18 protein-coding genes are annotated in these 21,206 nt (G+C 56.1%); 10 read left to right on the top strand and 8 right to left on the bottom strand.

The features are described from left to right. Positions 1 to 98: 98 nt before the first annotated feature. Both GC087_RS16070 and GC087_RS16065 read left to right on the top strand, forming a co-directional pair. Positions 99 to 1,193 (top strand): DUF1615 domain-containing protein, encoded by a 1,095-nt coding sequence (locus GC087_RS16070; RefSeq protein ID WP_324028700.1) that lies wholly within the window; start codon positions 99 to 101, stop codon positions 1,191 to 1,193. Positions 1,194 to 1,288: 95 nt separating this feature from the next. Next, positions 1,289 to 1,996: a Bax inhibitor-1/YccA family protein gene (locus GC087_RS16065; RefSeq protein WP_324028699.1), complete on the top strand. Its 708-nt coding sequence runs from the start codon at positions 1,289 to 1,291 to the stop codon at positions 1,994 to 1,996. Positions 1,997 to 2,034: 38 nt separating this feature from the next. Here GC087_RS16065 and GC087_RS16060 read toward each other — a convergent pair whose 3' ends face one another. The 3 genes from GC087_RS16060 to GC087_RS16050 are packed head-to-tail and all read right to left on the bottom strand — an operon-like array spanning position 2,035 to position 5,002. Next, positions 2,035 to 3,000, bottom strand: a complete 966-nt coding sequence (locus GC087_RS16060) for a lysylphosphatidylglycerol synthase domain-containing protein (protein WP_033737727.1) — start codon at positions 2,998 to 3,000, stop codon at positions 2,035 to 2,037. Continuing rightward, a complete protein-coding gene (clsB, locus tag GC087_RS16055; RefSeq protein ID WP_033737726.1) occupies positions 3,000 to 4,244 on the bottom strand; it encodes a cardiolipin synthase ClsB in 1,245 nt (414 codons plus the stop codon). The genes GC087_RS16060 and clsB overlap by 1 nt, the downstream gene beginning before the upstream one ends. Further along, entirely contained in the window at positions 4,241 to 5,002 is a 762-nt protein-coding gene (locus GC087_RS16050) for an endonuclease/exonuclease/phosphatase family protein (protein WP_324028698.1), read from the bottom strand. The genes clsB and GC087_RS16050 overlap by 4 nt, the downstream gene beginning before the upstream one ends. A 177-nt stretch (positions 5,003 to 5,179) precedes the next feature. Here GC087_RS16050 and GC087_RS16045 point away from each other — a divergent pair, with 177 nt between their 5' ends. The 3 genes from GC087_RS16045 (at position 5,180) to dusC (ending at position 8,153) form a co-directional block, all read left to right on the top strand. Then, the gene (locus GC087_RS16045) at positions 5,180 to 5,572 is read left to right on the top strand and encodes a YbhQ family protein (RefSeq protein WP_033737724.1); all 393 of its coding nucleotides are present in this window, start codon (positions 5,180 to 5,182) and stop codon (positions 5,570 to 5,572) included. Positions 5,573 to 5,796: 224 nt separating this feature from the next. Beyond that, positions 5,797 to 7,146 carry an ATP-dependent RNA helicase RhlE gene (rhlE, locus tag GC087_RS16040; RefSeq protein WP_006118521.1) on the top strand — a complete coding sequence of 450 codons (1,350 nt, stop codon included), beginning with the start codon at positions 5,797 to 5,799 and terminating at the stop codon, positions 7,144 to 7,146. 2 nt (positions 7,147 to 7,148) lie between these two features. Then, a complete protein-coding gene (dusC, locus tag GC087_RS16035) occupies positions 7,149 to 8,153 on the top strand; it encodes a tRNA dihydrouridine(16) synthase DusC (RefSeq protein ID WP_052133227.1) in 1,005 nt (334 codons plus the stop codon). 12 nt (positions 8,154 to 8,165) lie between these two features. On the opposite strand, the gene ppk2 is transcribed toward dusC, so the two are convergent. Next, positions 8,166 to 9,083 (bottom strand): polyphosphate kinase 2, encoded by a 918-nt coding sequence (gene ppk2, locus GC087_RS16030; protein WP_039341492.1) that lies wholly within the window; start codon positions 9,081 to 9,083, stop codon positions 8,166 to 8,168. Between the two features lie 14 nt (positions 9,084 to 9,097). After that, a complete protein-coding gene (locus tag GC087_RS16025; RefSeq protein ID WP_006118524.1) occupies positions 9,098 to 10,702 on the bottom strand; it encodes an inorganic phosphate transporter in 1,605 nt (534 codons plus the stop codon). Positions 10,703 to 10,864: 162 nt separating this feature from the next. On the opposite strand from GC087_RS16025, the gene GC087_RS16020 reads away from it, so the two are divergent. Further along, positions 10,865 to 11,887, top strand: coding sequence for a transporter (locus GC087_RS16020; protein WP_033737718.1), 1,023 nt, complete (start codon positions 10,865 to 10,867; stop codon positions 11,885 to 11,887). 115 nt (positions 11,888 to 12,002) lie between these two features. Here the strand turns inward: GC087_RS16020 and GC087_RS16015 are convergent, their stop codons facing one another. Both GC087_RS16015 and GC087_RS16010 read right to left on the bottom strand, forming a co-directional pair. After that, entirely contained in the window at positions 12,003 to 13,142 is a 1,140-nt protein-coding gene (locus tag GC087_RS16015) for a L,D-transpeptidase family protein (protein WP_033737717.1), read from the bottom strand. Between the two features lie 195 nt (positions 13,143 to 13,337). Next, a complete protein-coding gene (locus tag GC087_RS16010) occupies positions 13,338 to 15,152 on the bottom strand; it encodes a glycoside hydrolase family 15 protein (RefSeq protein WP_164483077.1) in 1,815 nt (604 codons plus the stop codon). 156 nt (positions 15,153 to 15,308) lie between these two features. On the opposite strand from GC087_RS16010, the gene GC087_RS16005 reads away from it, so the two are divergent. Further along, positions 15,309 to 16,082, top strand: coding sequence for an SDR family oxidoreductase (locus tag GC087_RS16005; protein ID WP_324028697.1), 774 nt, complete (start codon positions 15,309 to 15,311; stop codon positions 16,080 to 16,082). Here GC087_RS16005 and GC087_RS16000 read toward each other — a convergent pair. Beyond that, positions 16,076 to 16,654, bottom strand: coding sequence for a DedA family protein (locus GC087_RS16000; protein WP_033737714.1), 579 nt, complete (start codon positions 16,652 to 16,654; stop codon positions 16,076 to 16,078). The genes GC087_RS16005 and GC087_RS16000 overlap by 7 nt on opposite strands. Before the next feature lie 206 nt (positions 16,655 to 16,860). Here GC087_RS16000 and GC087_RS15995 point away from each other — a divergent pair, with 206 nt between their 5' ends. The 3 genes from GC087_RS15995 (at position 16,861) to GC087_RS15985 (ending at position 21,159) form a co-directional block, all read left to right on the top strand. Next, a complete protein-coding gene (locus GC087_RS15995) occupies positions 16,861 to 17,448 on the top strand; it encodes a Yip1 family protein (protein WP_033737713.1) in 588 nt (195 codons plus the stop codon). Positions 17,449 to 17,623: 175 nt separating this feature from the next. Next, positions 17,624 to 18,571: a D-alanyl-D-alanine endopeptidase gene (gene pbpG, locus GC087_RS15990; RefSeq protein ID WP_263758862.1), complete on the top strand. Its 948-nt coding sequence runs from the start codon at positions 17,624 to 17,626 to the stop codon at positions 18,569 to 18,571. A gap of 134 nt (positions 18,572 to 18,705) precedes the next feature. Continuing rightward, positions 18,706 to 21,159 (top strand): DUF3772 domain-containing protein, encoded by a 2,454-nt coding sequence (locus GC087_RS15985; RefSeq protein WP_033737711.1) that lies wholly within the window; start codon positions 18,706 to 18,708, stop codon positions 21,157 to 21,159. The last annotated feature ends 47 nt before the right edge of the window (positions 21,160 to 21,206 follow it).

Here is a 21,206-nt window from a genome sequence, read left to right as displayed (position 1 = left end):
CCTTTTTCGTGAAAAGAGATAACCTTAGTTCATATCATCGCATCTGCCCTGCGAAGCGGCGCAGTGTTAAGCTACTCTTTTTGCCTCAGAGGACAGGTATGTCATTCATTTCATTCCCCAAACGCCTGACGTTGCTCGCTATCCTGATACTGGCGGGCTGTAGCAGCAAAAAAACACCAGAAGCGCCCGCCAGGCAACCTGAGGATGTCAAAGCGCAGATTCAGCGCCTGCTGCCCGCCGGTGTCAGCGATAAATCAGGCTGGGCTGACGATATCTATACGTCGTTCCTTACCCAGGGCCTGACCGCCAGCGACAGTAATTTGTGCGCGGTTATTGCGGTGGCGGGCCAGGAGTCAGGATTTGACGCCAACGGCACCGTACCCGGTATGGCAAAAATCGCCTGGGAGGAGATCGACCGCCGGGCGGCGAAGGTGCATGTTCCGGCGTTTTTAGTGCGCACCGCGCTGTTAATCAAGTCCAGTAATGGCGAAAGCTACGCTGCGCGGCTGGATAAGGCGAAAAGTGAAAAAGATCTGAGCGCCATTTTCGACGACTTTATTGAGATGGTGCCCATGGGGCAGAAGCTGTTTGGCAACCTCAACCCTGTTCATACCGGCGGACCGATGCAGGTGAGTATTGCGTTTGCAGAAGCCCATGCCAAAGGCTATCCATGGCCGGTTGACGGTTCCATTCGCCGTGAAGTTTTCACGCGTCATGGCGGCGTCTATTTCGGCACAATGCACCTGCTGGGCTATCCGGCTGACTACAGCAAGCCGCTTTACCGGTTCGCGGACTACAATGCGGGCTGGTACGCCAGCCGCAATGCGGCGTTCCAGGCGGCGGTAGCCCGCGCGACAGGGATGAAGCTGGCGCTGGATGGCGATCTGATTCAGTATGGTTCGGACACGCCAGGATCGACGGAGCTGGCGGTGCGGACGCTGGCGAAACGCATTGATATGAGCAACAGCGAAATCCGCCACGATCTGGAGCGGGGCGAAAAGGCGGACTTCAGCGACAGCGATCTGTGGAAGCAGGTTTTTACGCTGGCAGACAAGATGGCCGGAAAGCCTTTGCCACGGGAAATGTTGCCGGGCATCAGACTTGAAAGTCCTAAAATTACCCGCAATTTAACTACGGCATGGTTTGCTCAACGCGTCGACAGTCGTTATCAGCAGTGCCTGTCACGTCGATAAGTACGGCGTTGTGGCACAGTTGAACAGAGCTGTGCCACACTTACTCAGACAGCCCGTTTTGGGGCACAACATATTTGTTTAACAAGAGGTGCATCATGGACCGATATCCACAGAATGATTCAATAGTTCAGCCTGCATCTCGTGGGTTGCAGGCTTATATGGCACAGGTTTATGGCTGGATGACCTGTAGTTTGTTACTCACTGCCTTCGTCTCCTGGTTTGCCGCGCGCACACCGGCGGTGATGGAGCTGGTGTTTGCAAATCGCATCACCTTCTTCGGCCTGATCATTGTGCAACTGGCGCTGGTGTTCTTCCTCTCAGGTATGGTGCATCGCCTGAGCGGGGCCGTGGCAACGGGGTTATTTATGCTCTATTCGGCCCTGACCGGGCTGACCATGGCCAGTATCTTTCTGGTGTACACCTATTCGTCCATTGCCAGCACGTTCTTCGTCACGGCCGGGATGTTTGGTGCCATGACGTTCTACGGCTACACCACAAAACGTGATTTAAGCCGCCTGGGCAGTCTGCTGTTTATGGCGCTGATTGGTATTCTGCTGGCCTCGCTGGTGAACTTCTGGCTGAAAAGCCCGGCATTGATGTGGGCCATTACCTACATCGGTGTGGTGGTGTTTGTTGGCCTGACCGCGTATGACACGCAGAAACTGAAAAATATCGGTGAGCAGATTGATGCGCGTGACACGGAAAACCTGCGCCGCTACTCAATCATGGGCGCGCTGACGCTCTATCTTGATTTTATCAACCTGTTCCTGATGCTGCTGCGTATTTTTGGCAACCGCCGTTAAAAAACAGGCTGCTCTGGTGAACCAGAGCAGCCTGTTTACTACGATTTTTGTAGCTTCTGCTCGTTCTTATGGCGCATATGTTTCGCACGGCTCTCCAGTCCCAGATACAGCACCAGTGCCAGGAGCAACGGCAAAATAAAGTACAGCACGCGGTAAGCCAGCAGCGCGGCGATGATGGTCCCGTGTGAAAGGTTCTCGCCGCCCAGCAGCGCCACGAATACCGCTTCAAGCACCCCAATCCCCGCCGGAATATGAATAATTACGCCTGCGATACTACTGATTAACAGTACGCCCAGCACCATGGGATAACCGGCATCCCGGCCCAGCAGCAGCCAGATAATCGTGCCCATAACCAGCCAGTTGGCGCAGGAGACGGCAAACTGAAACAGCGCCATGCGCAGGGAAGGCAACTGCAGGGTTTGCCCTTTCACTTTCCAGCGACGACGTTTAGAAAACGCGCACGCCCAGAGATAAAACGCGACGAGCACCAGCAGCGCGGCACCAATAAGCCGTAGTGTGGTTTCGCCGATAAACCAGCCGCCGGGAATGGGAACCAGGCCTGCACTGAAGATCACGCCCGCCAGCAGGATGTAGCCCAGCCAGTTAGTGGCGATGCTGAGGGAGAAAATGCGCGTAATCGTCGCACTGTCCAGGCCGAGCCGCGAATAGAGCCGGTAGCGCATAGCGACACCGCCAACCCAGGTACTGAGCGTCAGATTAAAGGCGTAGCAGATAAATGACACCAGCATTACCTGACGTTTGGCCAGCTTATGACCACAGTAGGCCCGACCAATCAGGTCGTAGCAGCCGTAAACCAGATAACTGACGATAACCAGTGCCGCCGCGGTCAGCACCACAAAGCGGTTGTAGTTAACAATGACCTTATAGACGTCATCCCAGTTCACTTTGCGTGCATAGATCACCAGCAACACAATGACGGCGACGAAGAAGAGCCCGGTCAGGATTTTTTTTGCCAGTTTCCAGCGTGGATGCGTGTTTGCCATCAGGAATTGGCTCCTTCATTGTTGGCTTCGACGCGATCTTGCGTCTCCATTTCGGGCTGAACCGGCGGATCCACCTGAGCCAGCTTTGGCGTATGCGCCGGTAACCAGCCGGCGATAGCCGGGAAGTGACGCAGAAAGTGGAACACGACAACGCCTTTCGTCAGCTGCCACCAGGTGCGTGGTGGTAACTTATCCTCTTCGACGCGCTGACAGTCTTCAGCCAGTAAATGCTCAAGATTATCGCGTAATGTCTGGTTAAAGTTGCGATCGTGAATGATCAAGTTGGCTTCAAGATTGAGGGACAAACTCAAGGGATCGAGGTTGCTTGAGCCAACGGTAGCCCACTGCTGATCTTTCACCGCCACTTTGCCATGCAGCGGTCGGCGGCAATATTCATAGACTTCCACGCCCGCATCCACCAGATAGTTATAAAGCAGCTCAGCGCCCACTTTCACAATCGGCATATCCGGCTCACCCTGCACAATCAATCGCACGCGTACGCCGCGCTGTGCCGCATTGCGCATCTCCTTAAGCAAACGGTAGCCAGGGAAAAAGTAGGCGTTGGCGATAATGACGTCCTGTTTGGCGGTGCGCAGCATGTCCAGATAATGCTGCTCAATATCATCCCGGTGCTGATCGTTGTCGCGATAGACAAACAGGACCTGCGCGTCGCCGGGCAGGGTGTTTTTGGCCGGACGATGTGAACGCTGTCCCCACCAGCGGCGAGTGGTGGCCTGACTGCCAATCGCCTCTTGCAGGTAGCGGGTAATGTCGGCGACCACCGGACCTTTGACCTCCACGGTATAATCCTGTTTGGCTTCCGGGCCAAAATCCGTGTAGTGCTCGGCGGAAAAGTTGATGCCGCCGACAAAGGCGATAACGCCGTCCACGACCACAGTTTTACGGTGCAGACGGCGAAAGACGTTAGTTCGCATGCCCATGATCAGCGGACGCGGATCGTAATAGATAAAGCGCACGCCCGCCTGCGTCAGACTGTTGACATAACTCTGGGACAGCTCGGAGGAGCCGTAGCCATCGACCATCATTTCGACCTTGACGCCGCGCTGCGCCGCCGCCAGCAGCACCTTGTGCAGGGCGTTGCCCACATCGTCTTCGAACAGGATAAAGGTTTCCAGCAGTACGCTGTGTTCGGCACGTGCAATCGCGCCAAATACCCGGGGGAAAAATGCGTCCCCGTTTTCCAGCAGGCGCAGTTTGTTGCCGTCTTGCCACTCAAAATTCATAGATGGATCTCCACCGCCAGCGGCGCGTGATCGGAAAGGTGTGACCAGGGTTTACGCGGCAATGCCCAGGGTTGACTGATCGTCGCATTGCGCACGTAAATACGATCCAGTCGCAGAAGGGGAAAGCGTGCCGGAAACGTCCGCGCAGGTCGTCCGCTTTTCAGGCTAAAGACCTCTTTTAGTCCCGCCCCTTTTTGCAGTATGTTGTTGGCTCGCCCCTGCCAGTCGTTAAAGTCACCGGCGGCGACGACAGGTGCGTCAGCGGGTAACGCCATCACCATGTCGTTTAACATCGCCAACTGGGCACGACGGTGTGCCTCTTTTAGCCCCAGGTGCACACAGATGACATGCAGCGTGCCCCGGCCATCGGGCAGGGTAAGCTGGCAATGCAACATGCCGCGATTTTCGCTCCCGGCAATTGAAACATCGCGATTGTCGTACTCAGCAATGGGAAAACGCGACAGCACGGCGTTGCCATGATGTCCCTCCGGGTAAACCGCATTGCGCCCATAGGCAAAATCGTTCCACATCGTGTCGGCCAGAAACTCGTAGTGGGAGGTATCAGGCCAGTTTTCATGTTGCAGAGGGTGAATGTCATGGGTTCCCATCACCTCCTGCAAAAAGACGATATCTGCTGACGTTGCGCGCACCGCTTCACGCAATTCGGGCAAGATGAAGCGTCGGTTAAACGGGGCAAAACCTTTATGGGTATTAATCGTCAGGACTTTAAATGAAAATCCTTGCTTGATTTGTGGCATACTCGCGACGCGCTCCTTTTCATCTTCATCAACAACAAAGTGTAGTCTTTGTCACAAATGGAGGGTGAAGAAGAGGAATAATTAGGGCGTTATCTGAAATTTGCTTTACATTGAGAAACCGTCCCTGGCCGGTTACGGTTGCATATGTGCAACGTGCCAGGTCTGCAGGAGAGAGAAATGAAATTGTCGAATCGCTTTCAAATTATTACCGGTCAAACCTGGGCCCACATCGCGATGCACCTGCTGGTGATTGCCGCACTGGTCTGGGGCTGGAAACATAAAGCACTGGTCGAAGTGTGCAGTACCCTGGTGGTGGCCTATGCAGCGGTGTTTATCGCCATGCTGATCACGCAGCGTAGTGCCCGTTTACGTACCCTGGGTGATTACCTGGAAGAAGCGACCACCACGTACTATTTCGGTGCCGCGATGATGACGCTGTTCCTGGTGTCGCGCATTTTCCACAACAACTTACTGTTAGCCAGCCTTGGCGTGGTGATGTTGTTGGGGCCCGCGCTGGTGTCGTTGCTGGCGAAAGAGCCGGCAGGACGCATTGAGAAAAAACGCAGCTGAATCAGGCTGTCGCGCTAAAAAAGCCACCGCAAGGTGGCTTTTGTCGTTGGGAGATATGTAATCAATTGTGAGCTATCTCGCACAGGGGCGGTAAAGCTGTTACACTCCGCCGCTTATGCATCGTAGTTTGCACCCTTTTCACGCGTCAGCCTCAGCTGGCGTCACTATCCCTCTGAAAACTACACCGCCAAACGCGGTCAGAGTGGACCGGAGTAATACTCGTCATGTCTTTTGACTCTCTCGGCCTGAGTGCCGATATTCTGCGTGCGGTAGCTGAGCAGGGCTACAGCGAACCGACGCCTGTTCAGCGCCAGGCGATTCCTGTTGTGCTGTCCGGCCGCGATCTGCTGGCAAGCGCGCAGACCGGCACCGGCAAAACCGCCGGGTTTACCTTACCTTTATTACAGAAACTGTCCGCGAATACCGGAACAGTGCGCGGCCGTCGTCCGGTGCGCGCGCTGATTCTGACACCGACCCGTGAACTGGCCGCTCAGGTCGGTGAAAACGTCAGCGACTACAGCAAATATCTTCCGCTGCGTTCGCTGGTGGTGTTTGGCGGCGTCAGCATCAACCCACAGATGATGAAGCTGCGCGGCGGCGTCGATATTCTGGTGGCCACGCCGGGCCGTCTACTGGATCTGGCTCATCAAAACGCCGTTGACCTGTCTCAGGTTGAAGTGCTGGTACTGGATGAAGCGGATCGCATGCTCGATATGGGCTTTATCCACGATATCCGCCGCGTACTGGCCAAACTGCCAGCTAAACGTCAGAACCTGCTGTTCTCGGCGACGTTCTCAGATGAGATCAAAACCCTGGCAGAAAAACTGCTGCACAACCCGGAGCAGGTTGAAGTCGCGCGCCGCAATACCGCGTCTGAGCAGGTTTCTCAGCAGGTGCATTTTGTTGACAAAAAGCGCAAGCGGGAACTGCTGTCTCAGCTGATTGGCGAAGGTAACTGGCAGCAGGTGCTGGTCTTTACCCGCACCAAGCACGGTGCCAATCACCTTGCCGAACAACTGGGTAAAGACGGCATTACGGCCGCCGCAATCCACGGTAACAAGAGTCAGGGCGCACGTACCCGTGCACTGGCCGACTTCAAATCCGGCGCGATTCGTGTGCTGGTTGCGACGGATATCGCGGCCCGCGGTCTGGATATTGAAGAACTGCCGCACGTCGTGAACTATGAATTGCCAAACGTGCCTGAAGACTACGTACACCGCATTGGGCGTACCGGTCGTGCCGCCGCAACGGGTGCAGCGCTGTCGCTGGTTTGCGTCGACGAACACAAACTGTTGCGTGATATTGAGCGCTTGCTGAAGCGTGAAATTCCACGACTGGCTGTGCCGGGCTATGAGCCGGATCCCAGCATCAAAGCGGAACCGATTGTGAACGGCCGCCAGTCACCGTCTTCACGCGGCCGTGGTCGGGGGCAGGGCGGACAAGGTGCCGGCGCGGCGCGTCCTCAAGGGGACAAGCGCGCACAGCCGCGTCGTCAGGGACCCGCAGCGGGCCAGTCTGACAAGCCTGCGTCTCGTCCACGTCGGCCCGCGCCTAAACGCAGCGGAAACGTCTGATCATGCGGGTTTTACTGGCACCCATGGAGGGCGTACTGGATTCTCTGGTGCGCCAGCTGTTGACGGACGTCAACGACTACGATTTGTGCATCACGGAATTTTTGCGCGTCGTCGACCAACTGCTGCCGGTAAAATCCTTCTATCGCCTTTGTCCCGAACTGCATCATGCCAGCCGGACGCCGTCGGGTACGCTGGTTCGTCTGCAACTGCTGGGGCAGCATCCCGAGTGGCTGGCGGAAAACGCGGCCCGCGCGGTTGAGCTGGGCTCGTGGGGCGTGGATCTGAACTGCGGTTGCCCGTCGAAGCTGGTCAACGGCAGCGGCGGCGGGGCGACGCTGTTAAAAGATCCCGACTTAATCTACCGCGCGGCCAAAGCCATGCGGGCAGCTGTACCTGACTCCTTGCCCGTTACGGTTAAGGTGCGCCTGGGCTGGGATTCCAGCGCCCGCAGCATGGAAATTGCGGATGCGGTAGCGCAGGCCGGTGCCAGCGAACTGGTCGTCCACGGCCGTACCAAAGAAGACGGCTACCGTGCTGAGGCTATTAACTGGCAGGCGATTGGCGAGATTCGTCGGCGACTGTCTATTCCGGTTATCGCGAATGGCGAAATCTGGGACTGGCAAAGCGCCCAGGATTGTCTGCGAATCACAGGCTGTGATGCGGTGATGATTGGGCGTGGTGCGCTTAACGTGCCTAACCTGAGCCGGGTCGTCAAATACAATGATGCGCCCATGGCCTGGCCGGAGGTGGTGGTGCTCCTGCAACAATATACCCGGCTTGAAAAACAGGGTGATACGGGCATGTACCATGTCGCACGTATCAAACAGTGGCTGGGCTATTTGCGTAAAGCCTACGTCGAAGCGGGTGAGCTGTTCGCTGAGATTCGCGCCTTAAAAACCTCAGCCGATATTGCTACGGCGATTGACCGCTATGCGGCATTACAGCGGCAGACCTGTCAGTTCTCTTCAGCCTCACCGGAAGTGAGAGCGGGACAGCGCGGCGCTTAGCCGCGCACGCGATCAATACTTTTCTGGCACGATCATATTTTCCGGCACCTCGTTGCGGTGGTAGTCCTGTGAGCGTTCACGCGGCGGCAGAATGATTTCGTCGTGTGGGGCGGCTTCATAAGGCACCTGCTGCAAAAGGTGGCTGATGCAGTTAAGGCGCGCCCGTTTCTTGTCTACGCCCTGAACAACCCACCAGGGGGCTTCCTGAATATGGGTGCGGCTCAGCATCTCTTCTTTTGCTTCCGTGTAATCTTCCCAACGGCGGCGGCTTTCCAGATCCATTGGGCTGAGCTTCCACTGCTTGAGGGGATCGTGGATACGGCTCATGAAGCGCAGCTCCTGCTCCTCGTCCGTGATCGAAAACCAGTACTTAATGATTTGAATCCCGCTGCGGGTCAGCATTTTTTCAAACTCGGGCACGCTGCGATAAAACTCCGCCACGTCGGCATCACTGCAAAATCCCATGACGCGCTCCACGCCTGCCCGGTTGTACCAGCTGCGGTCAAACAGCACCATCTCGCCCGCGGCGGGCAGATGCGCGATATAACGCTGAAAGTACCACTGGGTTTTTTCACGATCGTTGGGCGCGGGCAGCGCAGCCACCCGGCAGGTGCGCGGATTAAGGCGTTGCGTAATGCGCTTAATCACGCCTCCTTTACCGGCCGCATCGCGGCCCTCAAACAGAATGACCAGCCGATGGCCGGTGCGCATTACCCAGTCCTGTAGCTTCACCAGCTCACCCTGCAACTGCAGCAGCTCGCGAAAATAACGACGGCGCCAGGCTTTTTCATCGCTGCCCGTGGGCGCGGCCTCGCTAAAGCGCAGATCGTCGAGCTCCAGCTCCAGCTCTTCGTCGTAGCTGTCATAGAACTCCTGCATTAAACGCTGATTAAAAGCGTCGCGATTGAAACTGTTGTCGTGTGTTGCCATGACAATTCACCTGGTCAGATATGAATGAACAGCCCGTAGAGCAGGGCAGAAAGTAAAATCGAGACCGGCAGCGTCAATATCCAGGCGACGGCAAGATTGCGCAGGGTGGACATCTGCAGGCCAGAGCGGTTCGCCGCCATGGTGCCCGCCACGCCTGATGAGAGCACATGCGTCGTGGAGACCGGCAGACCAAAGGCATCGGCCGCGCCGATGGTCGCCATCGCCACCAGTTCGGCGCTGGCCCCCTGCGCATAGGTCAGATGGGTTTTGCCGATGCGCTCACCCACGGTGACCACAATACGTCGCCAGCCCACCATGGTGCCCAGCCCCAACGCGATTGCCACCACCACCTTCACCCACATCGGAATAAAGCGTGTGGCGCTGTCCAGCTCTGTTTTCACCGCCTTCAGGTTACGTGCCGTCTCGTCGGGGAGCGAGACATGGGCGGTTTGCAGGTGCTTGATCGATTCTGCGGCCAGGTACATTTGATTGCGGGTATTGGTCACGGACTGGGCCGGAATATTGTCCATCGAGCCGTAGCGGCGAATCTGGTCGCTGATATCCCGTAACGTCATGCCAAGCGCGGGCAAGACGTTCGGATTGACCGTGTCAGTGCTGACAAAGGCCGTCAACACATTGCGTGAATCCGGGGCGGGCGTGGCGGCCGGTTGAATATGCAGTAACTGGCGCGCCGTCACGTCACTCAGTGCGGCAACGCGCGGGATTTGCTCGGGCGGAAGTGAACGGTTCAGTGCATAGGCGATGGGCATGGTGCCGACCAGGATCAGCATGATGAGTCCCATCCCTTTCTGCCCGTCATTCGACCCGTGAGCAAAGGAGACGCCGGTGCAGGTCAGAATCAGCAGGCCACGAATCCAGACCGGCGGCGGCTCGTTGCTGTGCGGGGCTTCGTACAACTGGCGGTTACGAATCAACAGCTTCATGGCCCACAGCAGCAGGGCGGCGCAGACGAAGCCCACGACGGGCGAGAGCAGTAAGGCATAGCCGACCTTCAGCGCCTGATCCCAGTCAACGCCACTCAGGCCACTGCGACCATGCAACATCGCATTCGCCACACCCACGCCAATAATCGAGCCAATTAAAGTATGTGACGACGACGAGGGCAGGCCAAAGTACCAGGTGCCCAGATTCCAGATAATCGCCGAGAACAGCAGGGCGTAAATCATGGCAAAGCCGTTGCCGCTGCTGGCCTGCAGGATGAGTTCGACGGGCAGAAGCGAAATAATGCCAAACGCGACCACGCCGCTGGAAAGCATCACGCCAAGAAAGTTGCACAGCCCTGACCAGACGACGGCCGCACCGGGCGTCAGCGAATGCGTGTAGATCACCGTAGCGACCGCGTTGGCGGTATCGTGAAACCCGTTAACGAATTCAAAGCCCAGCGCAATCAGCAGCGCCAGGCCGAGCAGAAAGAAAGGCACATAACTGGTGACGGGCGTGTTAGTTTTTTCCACATCGTGAAACAGATTAAATCCGGCAAAGGCCAGACCGGCTATTAACAGGACATAAAAAGCCGTTTTGGTTGCGCGGCTGCCTTTGCCGTTGAAATCGGGACGTCCCTGCGTCGTGCCTGAAGAGGATAAACTGTTTTCGCTCATGCCGTACCTCTTAGCGGATGCAGATGCGGAGTTACATCTGGTTAACGCTGTGTGATACCCGCTTTTTATGACAAAAAAATGATCCAGGCGGCACAGGTCATTTTGCTGTAACAAAACTTCAGCAGGCTGTGGATCTTAATTGATGATGCTGACAGGATTGCCATGGCGACAGACGTTGTTCTCACCCCACAAAAACGTGATTTTGATGATGATGTGGCCGGACTCATCCATGGTTATCGCTTTTCTCCTGATGCCCTCCCTCAACGCCTGAATGCCCGTGAAGCGGTAAAACTCGGTGAACACCCTCCTGAAGAAGGCTTTCTCTGGTTACATATCAATCTGAATCACGCGCGGGCACAGCACTGGGTGCAGGGCCACTTTCAGGTTGATGATGATTTTTTTGACGAGATTCATTCCGCCTCGCCGCGCACCCGGTTAGCGGAACAAAGCAATGCCCTGCTGGCGGTACTGAACGACGTCACGCTGAGCCAGGAAAATCGCAGTACGCAAAATGCGACCCTGTGGATCTGGTGCCGTCATAATCTGGTCGTGAGCGCACGTTATCGCTCGTCAGTGATGATCGAAAAGATGCAGCAGGGGCTGGCGAAGCATAATTTTCCCAGTGCGGAGGCCCTGTTACTTTACCTGCTCGGTGAACAGGAGTTGCAGCTGGAACTGGTGGTGCGTCGCATCAGCCAGGTAGTCGATAACATTGAAGAGCGTTTATTAAGTCCGGCAATCAAGGCCAACCGCAGTGAGCTGGGGCATTACCGGCGCATGCTGCTGCGCATTCAGCGCCTGCTGGCACCCGAACCGGCGGCGCTGTTCCGGTTGCTTAACCGCCCACCCGCCTGGCTCAACCGCGACACGCTCCGCGAGCTGCGGGCGTTCACGGAAGAATTTAGCGTGGTGCTGAACGACCTGGCCAGCCTGATGGAGCGCATCCGTCTGCTGCAGGAAGAAATTGCAGCACGGTTGATGGAGCAGAGTAACCGGACACTTTATCTGCTGACCGTGATTACGGTGCTTGCACTGCCGATTAACATTGTGGCGGGATTTTTTGGTATGAACGTGGGCGGCATTCCGCTGGCGTCGAACCCGCACGGGTTTTTACTGCTGGTTCTGATCGTCCTGGCCTTCACGCTGCTGGCCGGCTGGCTGAGTTTTCGCCGTCCATCCAGATAGTGGTGTTGACAGTGGAGCCCGTGACCAATAAAAAAGCCAGCGTGGCTATCGCCAACGCTGGCTTTTCACTGACCTGACGACCGGGCCTGAATGGCTGGCCCGTAACAGGCGAATGTTACTGCGCCGGCTGTGGCTGGGCAGGTTGCGACTGCTGTGGTTGCTCTGGCTGCGGCTGCGAAGGCTGCACAGGTTGAGCCTGTTGCGGCGCGGGCTCTGACTGGACTGCGACCGGGTTAGCAGGCTGCGACATCACTGGCGTCATGGGCTCTTCTTTCGGCTCAGCATCTTCACCTTCATTGAAGGGAACAGGCGCAGGGGCCACGCTGTTTTCTGGCGCATTAACCTGTACAGGCATACCAGAGCGGTTCTGGATGGCCTTATCAACCTGAGACTGATTCACGCTACCGTCTACCAGTACTTTGCCAACCGCCTGAGTCAGCGTAATCGGCACCAGTTCACGAGAGTTAAACTGCTCTTCCGTGGTCGACAGCGGATTATGCACTTCCATCCAGCGTGAACCGTCTGGCTCAACAGACGCTTTCACCGGCTGGTTGATAAACTGCACGCGCGTGCCAACTGGCACGTGATCGAACAGCCATTTGATATCATCGGCACGCAGGCGGACACAGCCGTGGCTGACGCGCAGGCCGATACCAAAGTTGGCGTTGGTGCCGTGAATGGCGTACAGACGCCCGATGTAGAGTGCATACAGCCCCATTGGGTTATCCGGGCCTGCCGGGAACACGGCCGGCAGATTTTCGCCACGTGATGCATATTCAGCGTGCATCGCTTTGGTGGGCGTCCAGGTCGGGCCATCTTTTTTACGTTGAACGGTTGTGGTCCAGTTCAGCGGCGTATCTTTACCCAGCTCACCAATACCGATAGGCAGAACGACCACGGTTTTCGTACCTTTCGGGTAGTAATAAAGACGCATTTCAGCACTGTTAATCACGATGCCTTCACGCGGGGCGTCAGGCAGGAGTAACTGCTGAGGGATAATCAGTTTGCTGCCAGGCTTAGGCAGATAAACGTCAACACCCGGATTGGCTTCCAGCATATTGCTGAGGCCCATCTGGAACTGTGCTGCAAAAGCTTCCAGAGGCAGTTTACTGTCCTGAGGAATCGTAATCTCAATGTTTTGCCCGGTCAGACGGCTGTTCGCCGGCGGTAAGGGATAAACAACCGCAAGGGCTGACTGACTGAATGCCGCCAAAGCCAATGCAAGTGAAGCGAACGCGCGAATGCTTTTTTTCATATTTTACAAGTCTTTATCGCCATGTTTCAGGCTTGTCAATGTATCGAACCCATGCTGGTCACTATGACCTGCTGCGCATTATATGTTCATTAAACTGATGTTGTGAATCAGGATTTTTACCGCATCGAAATACTTTACCTGACTTACCTGCGTTATCCGCCTTTGTTCATTAACATTTTGGGCGAAAAACGCCCTCTACGGCTGCCATAACGTGACATCTCCGTTTAGCTTGCGGTTCAGGAAAAAGGCGGCGCTAATCAGGGCGAGATGCGTCAGCGCCTGCGGCATATTGCCTAGTGCCTGGCCGTGGCTGTCGAACTCTTCGGCATATAACCCCAACGGATTAGCGTAGCTCAGTAATTTCTCGAACTCAAAATGGGCTTCGCGTACGCGTCCGGCACGTGCCAGACATTCGACGTACCAGAACGAGCAGGCACCAAATGAACCTTCTCCGCCAGTGAGCCCGTCCGCCGGGGTTTCATGGATGTTATAGCGGCGCACCATCCCATCGCTGACCAGATTCGCCTTGATGGCATCCAGCGTGGCAATCCAGTCAGGGTCGGTTGCGCCGACAAAACGCACCAGCGGCATCAGCAGCATGGAGGCATCCAGGTAATCGCCATGGCGGGTCGAAACAAAATGGCCGCGTTCGCTGTTCCAGAAGTTTTTCCAGATATCGTCGCGAATCTCGCGCCGGGTACGGTCCCACCGCTCATAAGGCATCGGCAGGGAACGTTTCATGCCAAGACGCAGCCCGCGATCCATGGCCACCCAGCACATCAAACGGGAGTGCAGGAAGTGCTCCGGTTCACCGCGCATTTCCCAGATGCCAGCATCCGGCTGATGCCAGTTATCACAGAGCCAGTCCAGCATCTCTGAGACATGGTTCCAGCCCCGTTGAGAGATGGCTTCACCATATTTATTGGCAAGGTAAATGGCATCCATCAGTTCGCCATAGATATCCAGTTGTTTCTGTTGCCAGGCATCGTTGCCTATCCTGACCGGGCAGGAATCGGCATAGCCGGACAGGTTGAGCAGCGACATTTCCTGCAGTTCCGTGCTGCTGTCCAGGCGATACATCACCTGTAAACGCATCTCGTCATGATGGCTGTTCTCCACACAGCGACCAACCCATTCGGTGAAGTGCTTGGCCTCATCCACGTAGCCCAGGCGCATCAGCGCGTACATGCTGAAGGACGCATCGCGTATCCAGGAGGCACGGTAATCCCAGTTACGTTCGCCCCCCAGCTCCTCCGGCAGGCCAAAGGTTGCGGCGGCGGCAATGGAGCCGTGCTGCCAGGAGGTCAGTAGCTTCAGCACCAACGCTGAGCGCTGGACCATTTCCTGCCAGCGGCCACGATAGGTACTGTGGCAACTCCACTCACGCCAGTAGCTCAGCGTCTCTTCGAAACAGTTCGCGGTCGCCAGTTTTTCAACGTGTGCGTCATTTACGCTGCCGAATTCAAATTCGGCGTGTTCACCCGCTTTTAACTCGAAACTGGCGGTGGCGTTATTACCTTCCAGGGTCATCACGACCGTGGCGGCCAGCCGAAGCGAGGGCTGATCCGTCGCATGAAAATCGATACAACCGCGCTGAATCTCGGCGCGGGTTTCCGCGCGGGCGTAATCATGGCGAGGCGAACAGACCATGTTAAACCGGGCCTGGCCCCGCACCATTTTCACCCGGCGGATAATGCGTGGCAGTTTGTCCTGACGGTCGCAGATGGGCATGTAGTCAGTAATTTCGGCCACGCCTTCTTCGGCCAGCCAGCGCGTTTGCAGAATATTGGTATCCGGCAGGTAAATTTGTTGCCGACGGGCGTTTTGCCACTCGGGTGCGATTGAAAACAGGCCCGCTTCGTCACTGTCCAGTAAGGCCGAAAACACCGACGGGCTGTCCAGCTCCGGCCAGCAGAGATAGTCGATCGTGCCATCGTTTGCGACCAGTGCACAGGTGCGGAGATCACCTATGACACCATGATCGTCAATCTTGCGTTTAACCTTACTCATCGCGTTCTCCCTGTCAGTGTCTGACTTAACTATAGCCAGGTACCTGCATACCGCTTCGTTCGGGCACAGATCGTTAACCTGGCGAGCCCGTTGTCCGCGTCCGGCACAATTTTCAGCCCGGTATATACTTTTCATACACTTCCAGAGGAGACCGTTATGACAGCACCCCAACGAAAAGTGGCCATTGTGACCGCATCGGATTCGGGCATCGGCAGCCGTTGTGCTGAGATGTTAGCCGAACAGGGCTTTGATATTGGCATCACCTGGCGTTCAGACGAGGAAGGCGCACAGCGGACCGCCCGTCGGGTAGAAGAGACCGGACAACGGGCAGAGACGATTCAGCTCGATCTGGCCGATCCGCCAGAAGGCGGCAAGGTGTTGCAGCAGTTGATCGACAAACTGGGCCGTATCGATGTGCTGGTCAACAATGCCGGGGCAAATTTTAAAGCCGACTTTATGGACGTGACCTGGGAAGACTGGCGTAAAACCTTCAGCGTGGATGCCGATGGCGTCTTTATCTGTGGGCAGGTGGCGGCACGTAACATGATCAAACAAGGGCAGGGCGGACGCATCATCAACATCACCTCTGTGCACGAGCATACGCCCCTGCCGGGCTCAGTGGCCTACACCGCGGCAAAACATGCGGCAGGCGGCCTGACCAAATCGATGGCGCTGAGTCTGCTGCCCCACAATATTCTGGTCAATGCGGTCGCCCCGGGGGCGATTGCGACGCCGATGAACAAGATGTCCGACGCGGATGCGCATAACGTAAAAATGCCGGAAATTCCTGCCGGCCGCCCTGGCGATACGCACGAAATTGCCAGTATGGTAGCCTGGCTGAGTTCCGAGTGGGCGACCTATACCACCGGTCAGTCGTTTATTATCGACGGCGGCTTTATGCTGGCCAACCCGCAGTTTAAAGGCTACTGATCGGCCCGGTGATGATTCCAGCGGCGAATCGCCCAGCGCAGCACAAACGCAAAGACCACCGCCGCGCCCAGCCATAGCAGGTGTTTAAAGTGTTGGTCGAGTTTGTGCAGCCAGGGGGCGATAATGCCGCCTGCAAAATAGCCGAGCGTAACAAACAGCAGTGCCCAGACAGCCGCCCCGGTGACGTTGAGGAGAAAAAACTTCAGCGGCTTCAGGCGGCTTGCGCCAATAATGATCGGCCCAATAATACGAAAGCCATACATAAAACGTGCGCCAATCACGAACAGGCTGGGACGACGCTTAATCAGGCGGTTCGCCTTCACCACTTTATCCTGATGTTTTTTAAAGCGTCGCAAAATGCGGGTACCAAAACGCCGCCCAATCCAGTAGAGCATCTGATCGCCCACCACGCCGCCCGCCATCGCCGCCAGTACGACGCCACTGTAGTGCAGTAGCCCTTCGTGAGCGGCAACCCCGCCCAGCAGCAAAAACGTTTCGCCCTCGGCAATACAGCCAATAAACAGCGCAAGATAGCCGTACTGCGTAATTAACCCATTGATATCCAAATGCAAGGCTGAACTCCCTGTGTGAAGATTTTTCTTTCAGTCTATACCCGATTTGCCAGGACAGCGGATTAAGACCCCGTAAGCGATCTTTTTCGCCGTTTTTTTGCGCAGAGGCCCCAGAAATTATCCTGCCGATTATACTCAAATGACTGCTGCCCCCTTGTGGAAATGTTAACAGATCGGGTGGCCCAATCGGTCAGAGGAGTAAGCGTATGAACCATGTCTGGGGTTTGTTAGCGCATCCGAACCAGGAAATGCGCACTATCAAGCAAGAGAACGAAACGGTTTCGCACCATTACACTCACCATGTGCTGCTGATGGCCGCTGTGCCGGTGATCTGCGCCATGATTGGCACCACTCAGTCAGGCTGGAACCTGGGAGAAGGGCAATATGTGCAGCTTAATTTGCTGACGGCGTTGGGCCTGGGGATTCTGTTCTATCTGGTGATCCTGGGCGGCGTCGCCGTTATGGGGCGGGTGATTCACTGGATGGCGCGTGACTATCCCCATCGTCCCAGCATGGGGCGCTGCACCGTATTTGCGGGCTATGTCGCTACGCCCCTGTTTTTGAGCGGCCTTGTCGCGCTTTATCCGCTGGTCTGGCTATGTGTGCTGGCGGCAGCGCTGGCGCTCCTGTATACCGGGTATCTGCTGTATGTCGGCATTCCGCTGTTTCTGAATATTGACCGTGACGAAAGTCTGCGTTTTTCCAGTTCAACACTCGCTATTGGTGTGCTGGTCTTCGAAGTGCTACTGGCTCTGACCGTGGTGTTATGGGGCTATGGCCCGCGTCTGTTTTAACCTGCCGTTGCCGCCTACAGGGCGGCAACCTTTTTTTAACGCTCAGAAACAATCTCACCAGGAAAATTCCCTGACTTCAGCGTATGATGCTGCGGCCAGCCCGCGCTCTGCCTGTTCAGGCGTTGGCGGCCTGTGTTTACACAGCGCACAATCTTAACCGGGTCTTTTTTCCACGATGCCTGCAAAAATTCGCTTTTCACTGTTGTCGCTGGCGCTGCTCGTTTCCGGGCAGGTTTTTACCCTTTCAGCACAGGCGACCACCACGTTGTCGCAGATGGCCCCGATTGCTCAGCCGCAAATCGCCTCAGGGAGCGCCCTGATTGTCGATCTGACCAATGGTAAAGTCCTGTTCTCCAGTCACCCGGATCGGGTGCGCCCCATCGCGTCCATCACGAAGTTAATGACGGCCATGGTGGTACTGGATGCGCACCAGCCGATGAACGAGATGGTGAAGGTCGATATCAGCCAGACCCCCGAGATGCGTGGTGTGTTTTCGCGCGTCAAACTGAACAGCGAAATTAGTCGCCGCAGTATGCTGATGCTGGCGCTGATGTCCTCGGAAAACCGCGCGGCAGCCAGTCTGGCTCACGCTTATCCGGGCGGGTACGATGCTTTTATCCGGGCAATGAATGCCAAGGCGCGCGCGCTCGGCATGATGCACACGCATTACGTTGAACCCACGGGCCTCTCTATCAAAAACGTGTCCAGTGCCCAGGATCTGGTGAAGCTGCTGAAAGCGACGCGTGAATATCCGCTTCTGGGTGAGCTCAGCACGACCAAAGAAGAAACCGCCGTGTTTGCCCATCCGAGTTATGCGCTACCGTTCCGCAATACCAATCACCTGGTGTATAAAAATGGCTGGCATATCCAGTTAACGAAAACGGGTTACACCGATCAGGCGGGGCACTGTCTGGTCATGCGGACGATGATTAAGAACCGCCCGGTCGCGCTGGTGGTACTCGATGCGTTTGGCAAATATACCCATTTCGCCGATGCGAATCGTCTGCGCGACTGGCTGGAAACCGGCAAGGCTGCGCCGGTTCCGGCGGCTGCACTGGCCTATAAAAAACAAAAAGCGGATGAGGTTGCCAGCAACGCAGCCAGTGGGGCCGCTGTAGAATAATCCTCAGCCGGGGCGCTACGTTTCCCCGGCTGAGATTGACCTGTATTCCTATAGTTTCATGGCAGACGAAAATCTAAACTACCCGCAAATGGCGAGGGTGATTCGCCTGATTACTGTGCCGGAATCTCATTGATATGCTCAAGTTACGTTCATTTAGTGTTCTGATTTTTTTCGCGTTGATGACGCTCGCACCCGCGCTGAGTTTTGCCGACGATGCGACGCAAGCCACGCAGCAAACCGACGACAAACCCAAGGTGGATGCCTCTGTCGAGCTGCCGAAAATGCAGAAGATCCTCGATAAAATTAAAAGCCAGGTCTCCGTTGAAAGCGACGAAAATAAGCTCAGTCGTCTGAATGAGATGGCGCTGGAGCTATCAGGCAATACGGATACGCTTGCGCAGGCGTTACAGCCCGATCGTCAACAACTGGAAGCGCAGCTGGCCGTGCTCGGTCCGGCACCCAAACCGGAAAGCGGCGTCAAAGAGACACCGGACGTGACGCGCAAACGCAGCGCGCTGGAAAGTCAGAAGAGCAAGCTTGACGATCAAATCAAGCAGGCGGAAGGCATTAAAAACAGTGCACTGATGCTCTCCTCACAAATCGTCAATCTGCGCCGCGACCAGCTAAAAAATAAACTCGCCCTGAATTCAGGCAGTATTCTGGGGCCGCGCTTCTGGGCGCCCGTGTTAAGTAGTCAGGATCTGGATGCGGAAAAAATTGGCGATTTTCTCAATGAGCTGAAAGACACGGCCGCACTCTCCTGGGAGCCAGGCTGGCGCATTGGCACGGTTGGCTGGTTGCTGGCCGCGGTGCTGGTGATGACGCTCGGCCGTCGCTATGGTGAAGAGTTCCTGGCCTGGGTCAGTATCAATAAATTGCCTGAAGGGCGTTTGCGCCGTAGTTTTCTGGCAACTGCCGTGGCGCTGACCAGCCTGGCGGCCGTTGTCCTGACCTTCGTCTTTATTTCGCAGGCCTTTACGCGCCGCGATGAAGTCTCCAGCGATGTGCAGGACTTTATTTACCGTCTGGTCGAACTCAGCGTCTACTGCGGCCTGATTGCCGGGCTGGGTCGTGCCTTTTTATCTACGCGTCGTCCCAGCTGGCGTCTGCCGACGATTTCGAACGAAGTCGCCATCGCGCTTAAACCGTTCCCGCCGATTACGGCCCTGCTGGTGTTTATCTTTCAGATGGTCGAGTCCTTTAACTACACCGTCGGCACCAGCCTGAATACCAGTATTTTTGCCAACGGCCTGACGGCATTACTTATCGGCACTACGGCACTGGCGATCAGCATGCGCACCAAGCGCGTTCGTCGTCGCCTGGCGCAGTCGGGTACGCCGCCGGAAGCGCGTTCTACCCTGGTTGGATTGATTCAGATGGCGCTGACGATCACCGCGCTGACCATCCTGGCCTCGCTGGTGATCGGCTACGTCACGCTGGCGCGTTTTCTCAGCTATGAGCTGGTGTGGTGCGGCATTTTGTTTGGCTCATTTTATATTCTCAGTCATCTGGTCAACGACGGCTGTGAGAGTCTGTTCTCGATCAGTAACACGACAGGTAAACGCATCCAGAGTTCACTGAACATTGATGAACGTCATCTGCAGCAGGTGGCTACCATTCTGGCGGCGATAGGTAAAACGTTCCTGGTGCTGTTTGTGGCGCTGGCGCTGCTCAACGGCACCTTTGCCTCGTCCACGCCGATTGAGTTGTTGCAGAAAGCCATCGAATTCTGGGGCGGTAAAGGCCTGGAGTCGCTGAATATCGTTCCGGCGCACCTGGTTAATGCATTGCTGTGCCTGATTGTCGGGATTTACGTCTTGCGTTCAGTGCGGCGCTGGCTGGACAACGACTTCCTGCCCAAAACCACCATGGACAGCGGGATGCGGGTGTCCCTGGTGACGCTGTTCAGTAACGTGGGCTATGTGCTGATTATCCTGCTGACCCTGTCGATTATGGGGCTGCAATGGAACAAGCTGGCCTGGATCGTCAGTGCATTATCCGTCGGTATCGGTTTCGGCTTACAGGAGATCGTTAAGAACTTTATTTCGGGTCTGATTCTGCTGACTGAGCGCCCGGTGAAAGTGGGCGATCTGGTGACGATCAGCGGCGTGGAAGGGGATATTCGTCGCATCAATGTGCGTGCGACGGAAATTCAGCTGGGCGATAAATCTACGGTGATCGTGCCTAACTCGCAGTTTATTTCTCAGAACGTCCGTAACGCGACCATGGGTAACGCGCAGGGCGTGGTGACGATTACCCTGACGTTCCCGCTCAATATTGACCCCGTGCAGGTACGTGAAATTCTGCTTAAGGTGTATGAAGAGAATGAGCGCATTCTGGAGACGCCGGAACCGTCAGTGTCGTTTAAAGATCTTACCGCGCAGGGCATAGTACTCAGCGTAACCGGTAACGTGGCCAGCCAGCGCCAGATTGCAGGCGCAAAAAGCGATCTGCTGTTTGATATTCTGACGCGATTACGTAAAGAAGGGATCGTCCTGTCGACGCCGCAGACCATGATTATCGAACGTCGCCAGCTGCTGGCCTCGGATGTCAGCGATGACGTAACGGTCACAGAGCAACCGCGTTAATGAAACAGGCAGCCCTATGGCTGCCTGTTTTTTCATGGCCTTTTGAG

Origin of the sequence: Pantoea sp. JZ2 (genome assembly GCF_035191405.1) — a bacterium.
GTDB lineage: Bacteria > Pseudomonadota > Gammaproteobacteria > Enterobacterales > Enterobacteriaceae > Pantoea > Pantoea stewartii.
Note: the sequence above shows the minus strand (reverse complement) of the source record. Positions and strands in the feature narration are given on the sequence as shown.

What these genes read in the sequence shown, in the direction of transcription:
- GC087_RS16070 (WP_324028700.1), top strand. Translation starts at nt 99, where the DNA reads ATGTCATTCATTTCATTCCCCAAACGCCTGACGTTGCTCGCTATCCTG.
- GC087_RS16065 (WP_324028699.1), top strand. Translation starts at nt 1,289, where the DNA reads ATGGACCGATATCCACAGAATGATTCAATAGTTCAGCCTGCATCTCGT.
- GC087_RS16060 (WP_033737727.1), bottom strand. Translation starts at nt 3,000, where the DNA reads ATGGCAAACACGCATCCACGCTGGAAACTGGCAAAAAAAATCCTGACC.
- clsB (WP_033737726.1), bottom strand. Translation starts at nt 4,244, where the DNA reads ATGAATTTTGAGTGGCAAGACGGCAACAAACTGCGCCTGCTGGAAAAC.
- GC087_RS16050 (WP_324028698.1), bottom strand. Translation starts at nt 5,002, where the DNA reads ATGCCACAAATCAAGCAAGGATTTTCATTTAAAGTCCTGACGATTAAT.
- GC087_RS16045 (WP_033737724.1), top strand. Translation starts at nt 5,180, where the DNA reads ATGAAATTGTCGAATCGCTTTCAAATTATTACCGGTCAAACCTGGGCC.
- rhlE (WP_006118521.1), top strand. Translation starts at nt 5,797, where the DNA reads ATGTCTTTTGACTCTCTCGGCCTGAGTGCCGATATTCTGCGTGCGGTA.
- dusC (WP_052133227.1), top strand. Translation starts at nt 7,149, where the DNA reads ATGCGGGTTTTACTGGCACCCATGGAGGGCGTACTGGATTCTCTGGTG.
- ppk2 (WP_039341492.1), bottom strand. Translation starts at nt 9,083, where the DNA reads ATGGCAACACACGACAACAGTTTCAATCGCGACGCTTTTAATCAGCGT.
- GC087_RS16025 (WP_006118524.1), bottom strand. Translation starts at nt 10,702, where the DNA reads ATGAGCGAAAACAGTTTATCCTCTTCAGGCACGACGCAGGGACGTCCC.
- GC087_RS16020 (WP_033737718.1), top strand. Translation starts at nt 10,865, where the DNA reads ATGGCGACAGACGTTGTTCTCACCCCACAAAAACGTGATTTTGATGAT.
- GC087_RS16015 (WP_033737717.1), bottom strand. Translation starts at nt 13,142, where the DNA reads ATGAAAAAAAGCATTCGCGCGTTCGCTTCACTTGCATTGGCTTTGGCG.
- GC087_RS16010 (WP_164483077.1), bottom strand. Translation starts at nt 15,152, where the DNA reads ATGAGTAAGGTTAAACGCAAGATTGACGATCATGGTGTCATAGGTGAT.
- GC087_RS16005 (WP_324028697.1), top strand. Translation starts at nt 15,309, where the DNA reads ATGACAGCACCCCAACGAAAAGTGGCCATTGTGACCGCATCGGATTCG.
- GC087_RS15995 (WP_033737713.1), top strand. Translation starts at nt 16,861, where the DNA reads ATGAACCATGTCTGGGGTTTGTTAGCGCATCCGAACCAGGAAATGCGC.
- pbpG (WP_263758862.1), top strand. Translation starts at nt 17,624, where the DNA reads ATGCCTGCAAAAATTCGCTTTTCACTGTTGTCGCTGGCGCTGCTCGTT.
- GC087_RS15985 (WP_033737711.1), top strand. Translation starts at nt 18,706, where the DNA reads ATGCTCAAGTTACGTTCATTTAGTGTTCTGATTTTTTTCGCGTTGATG.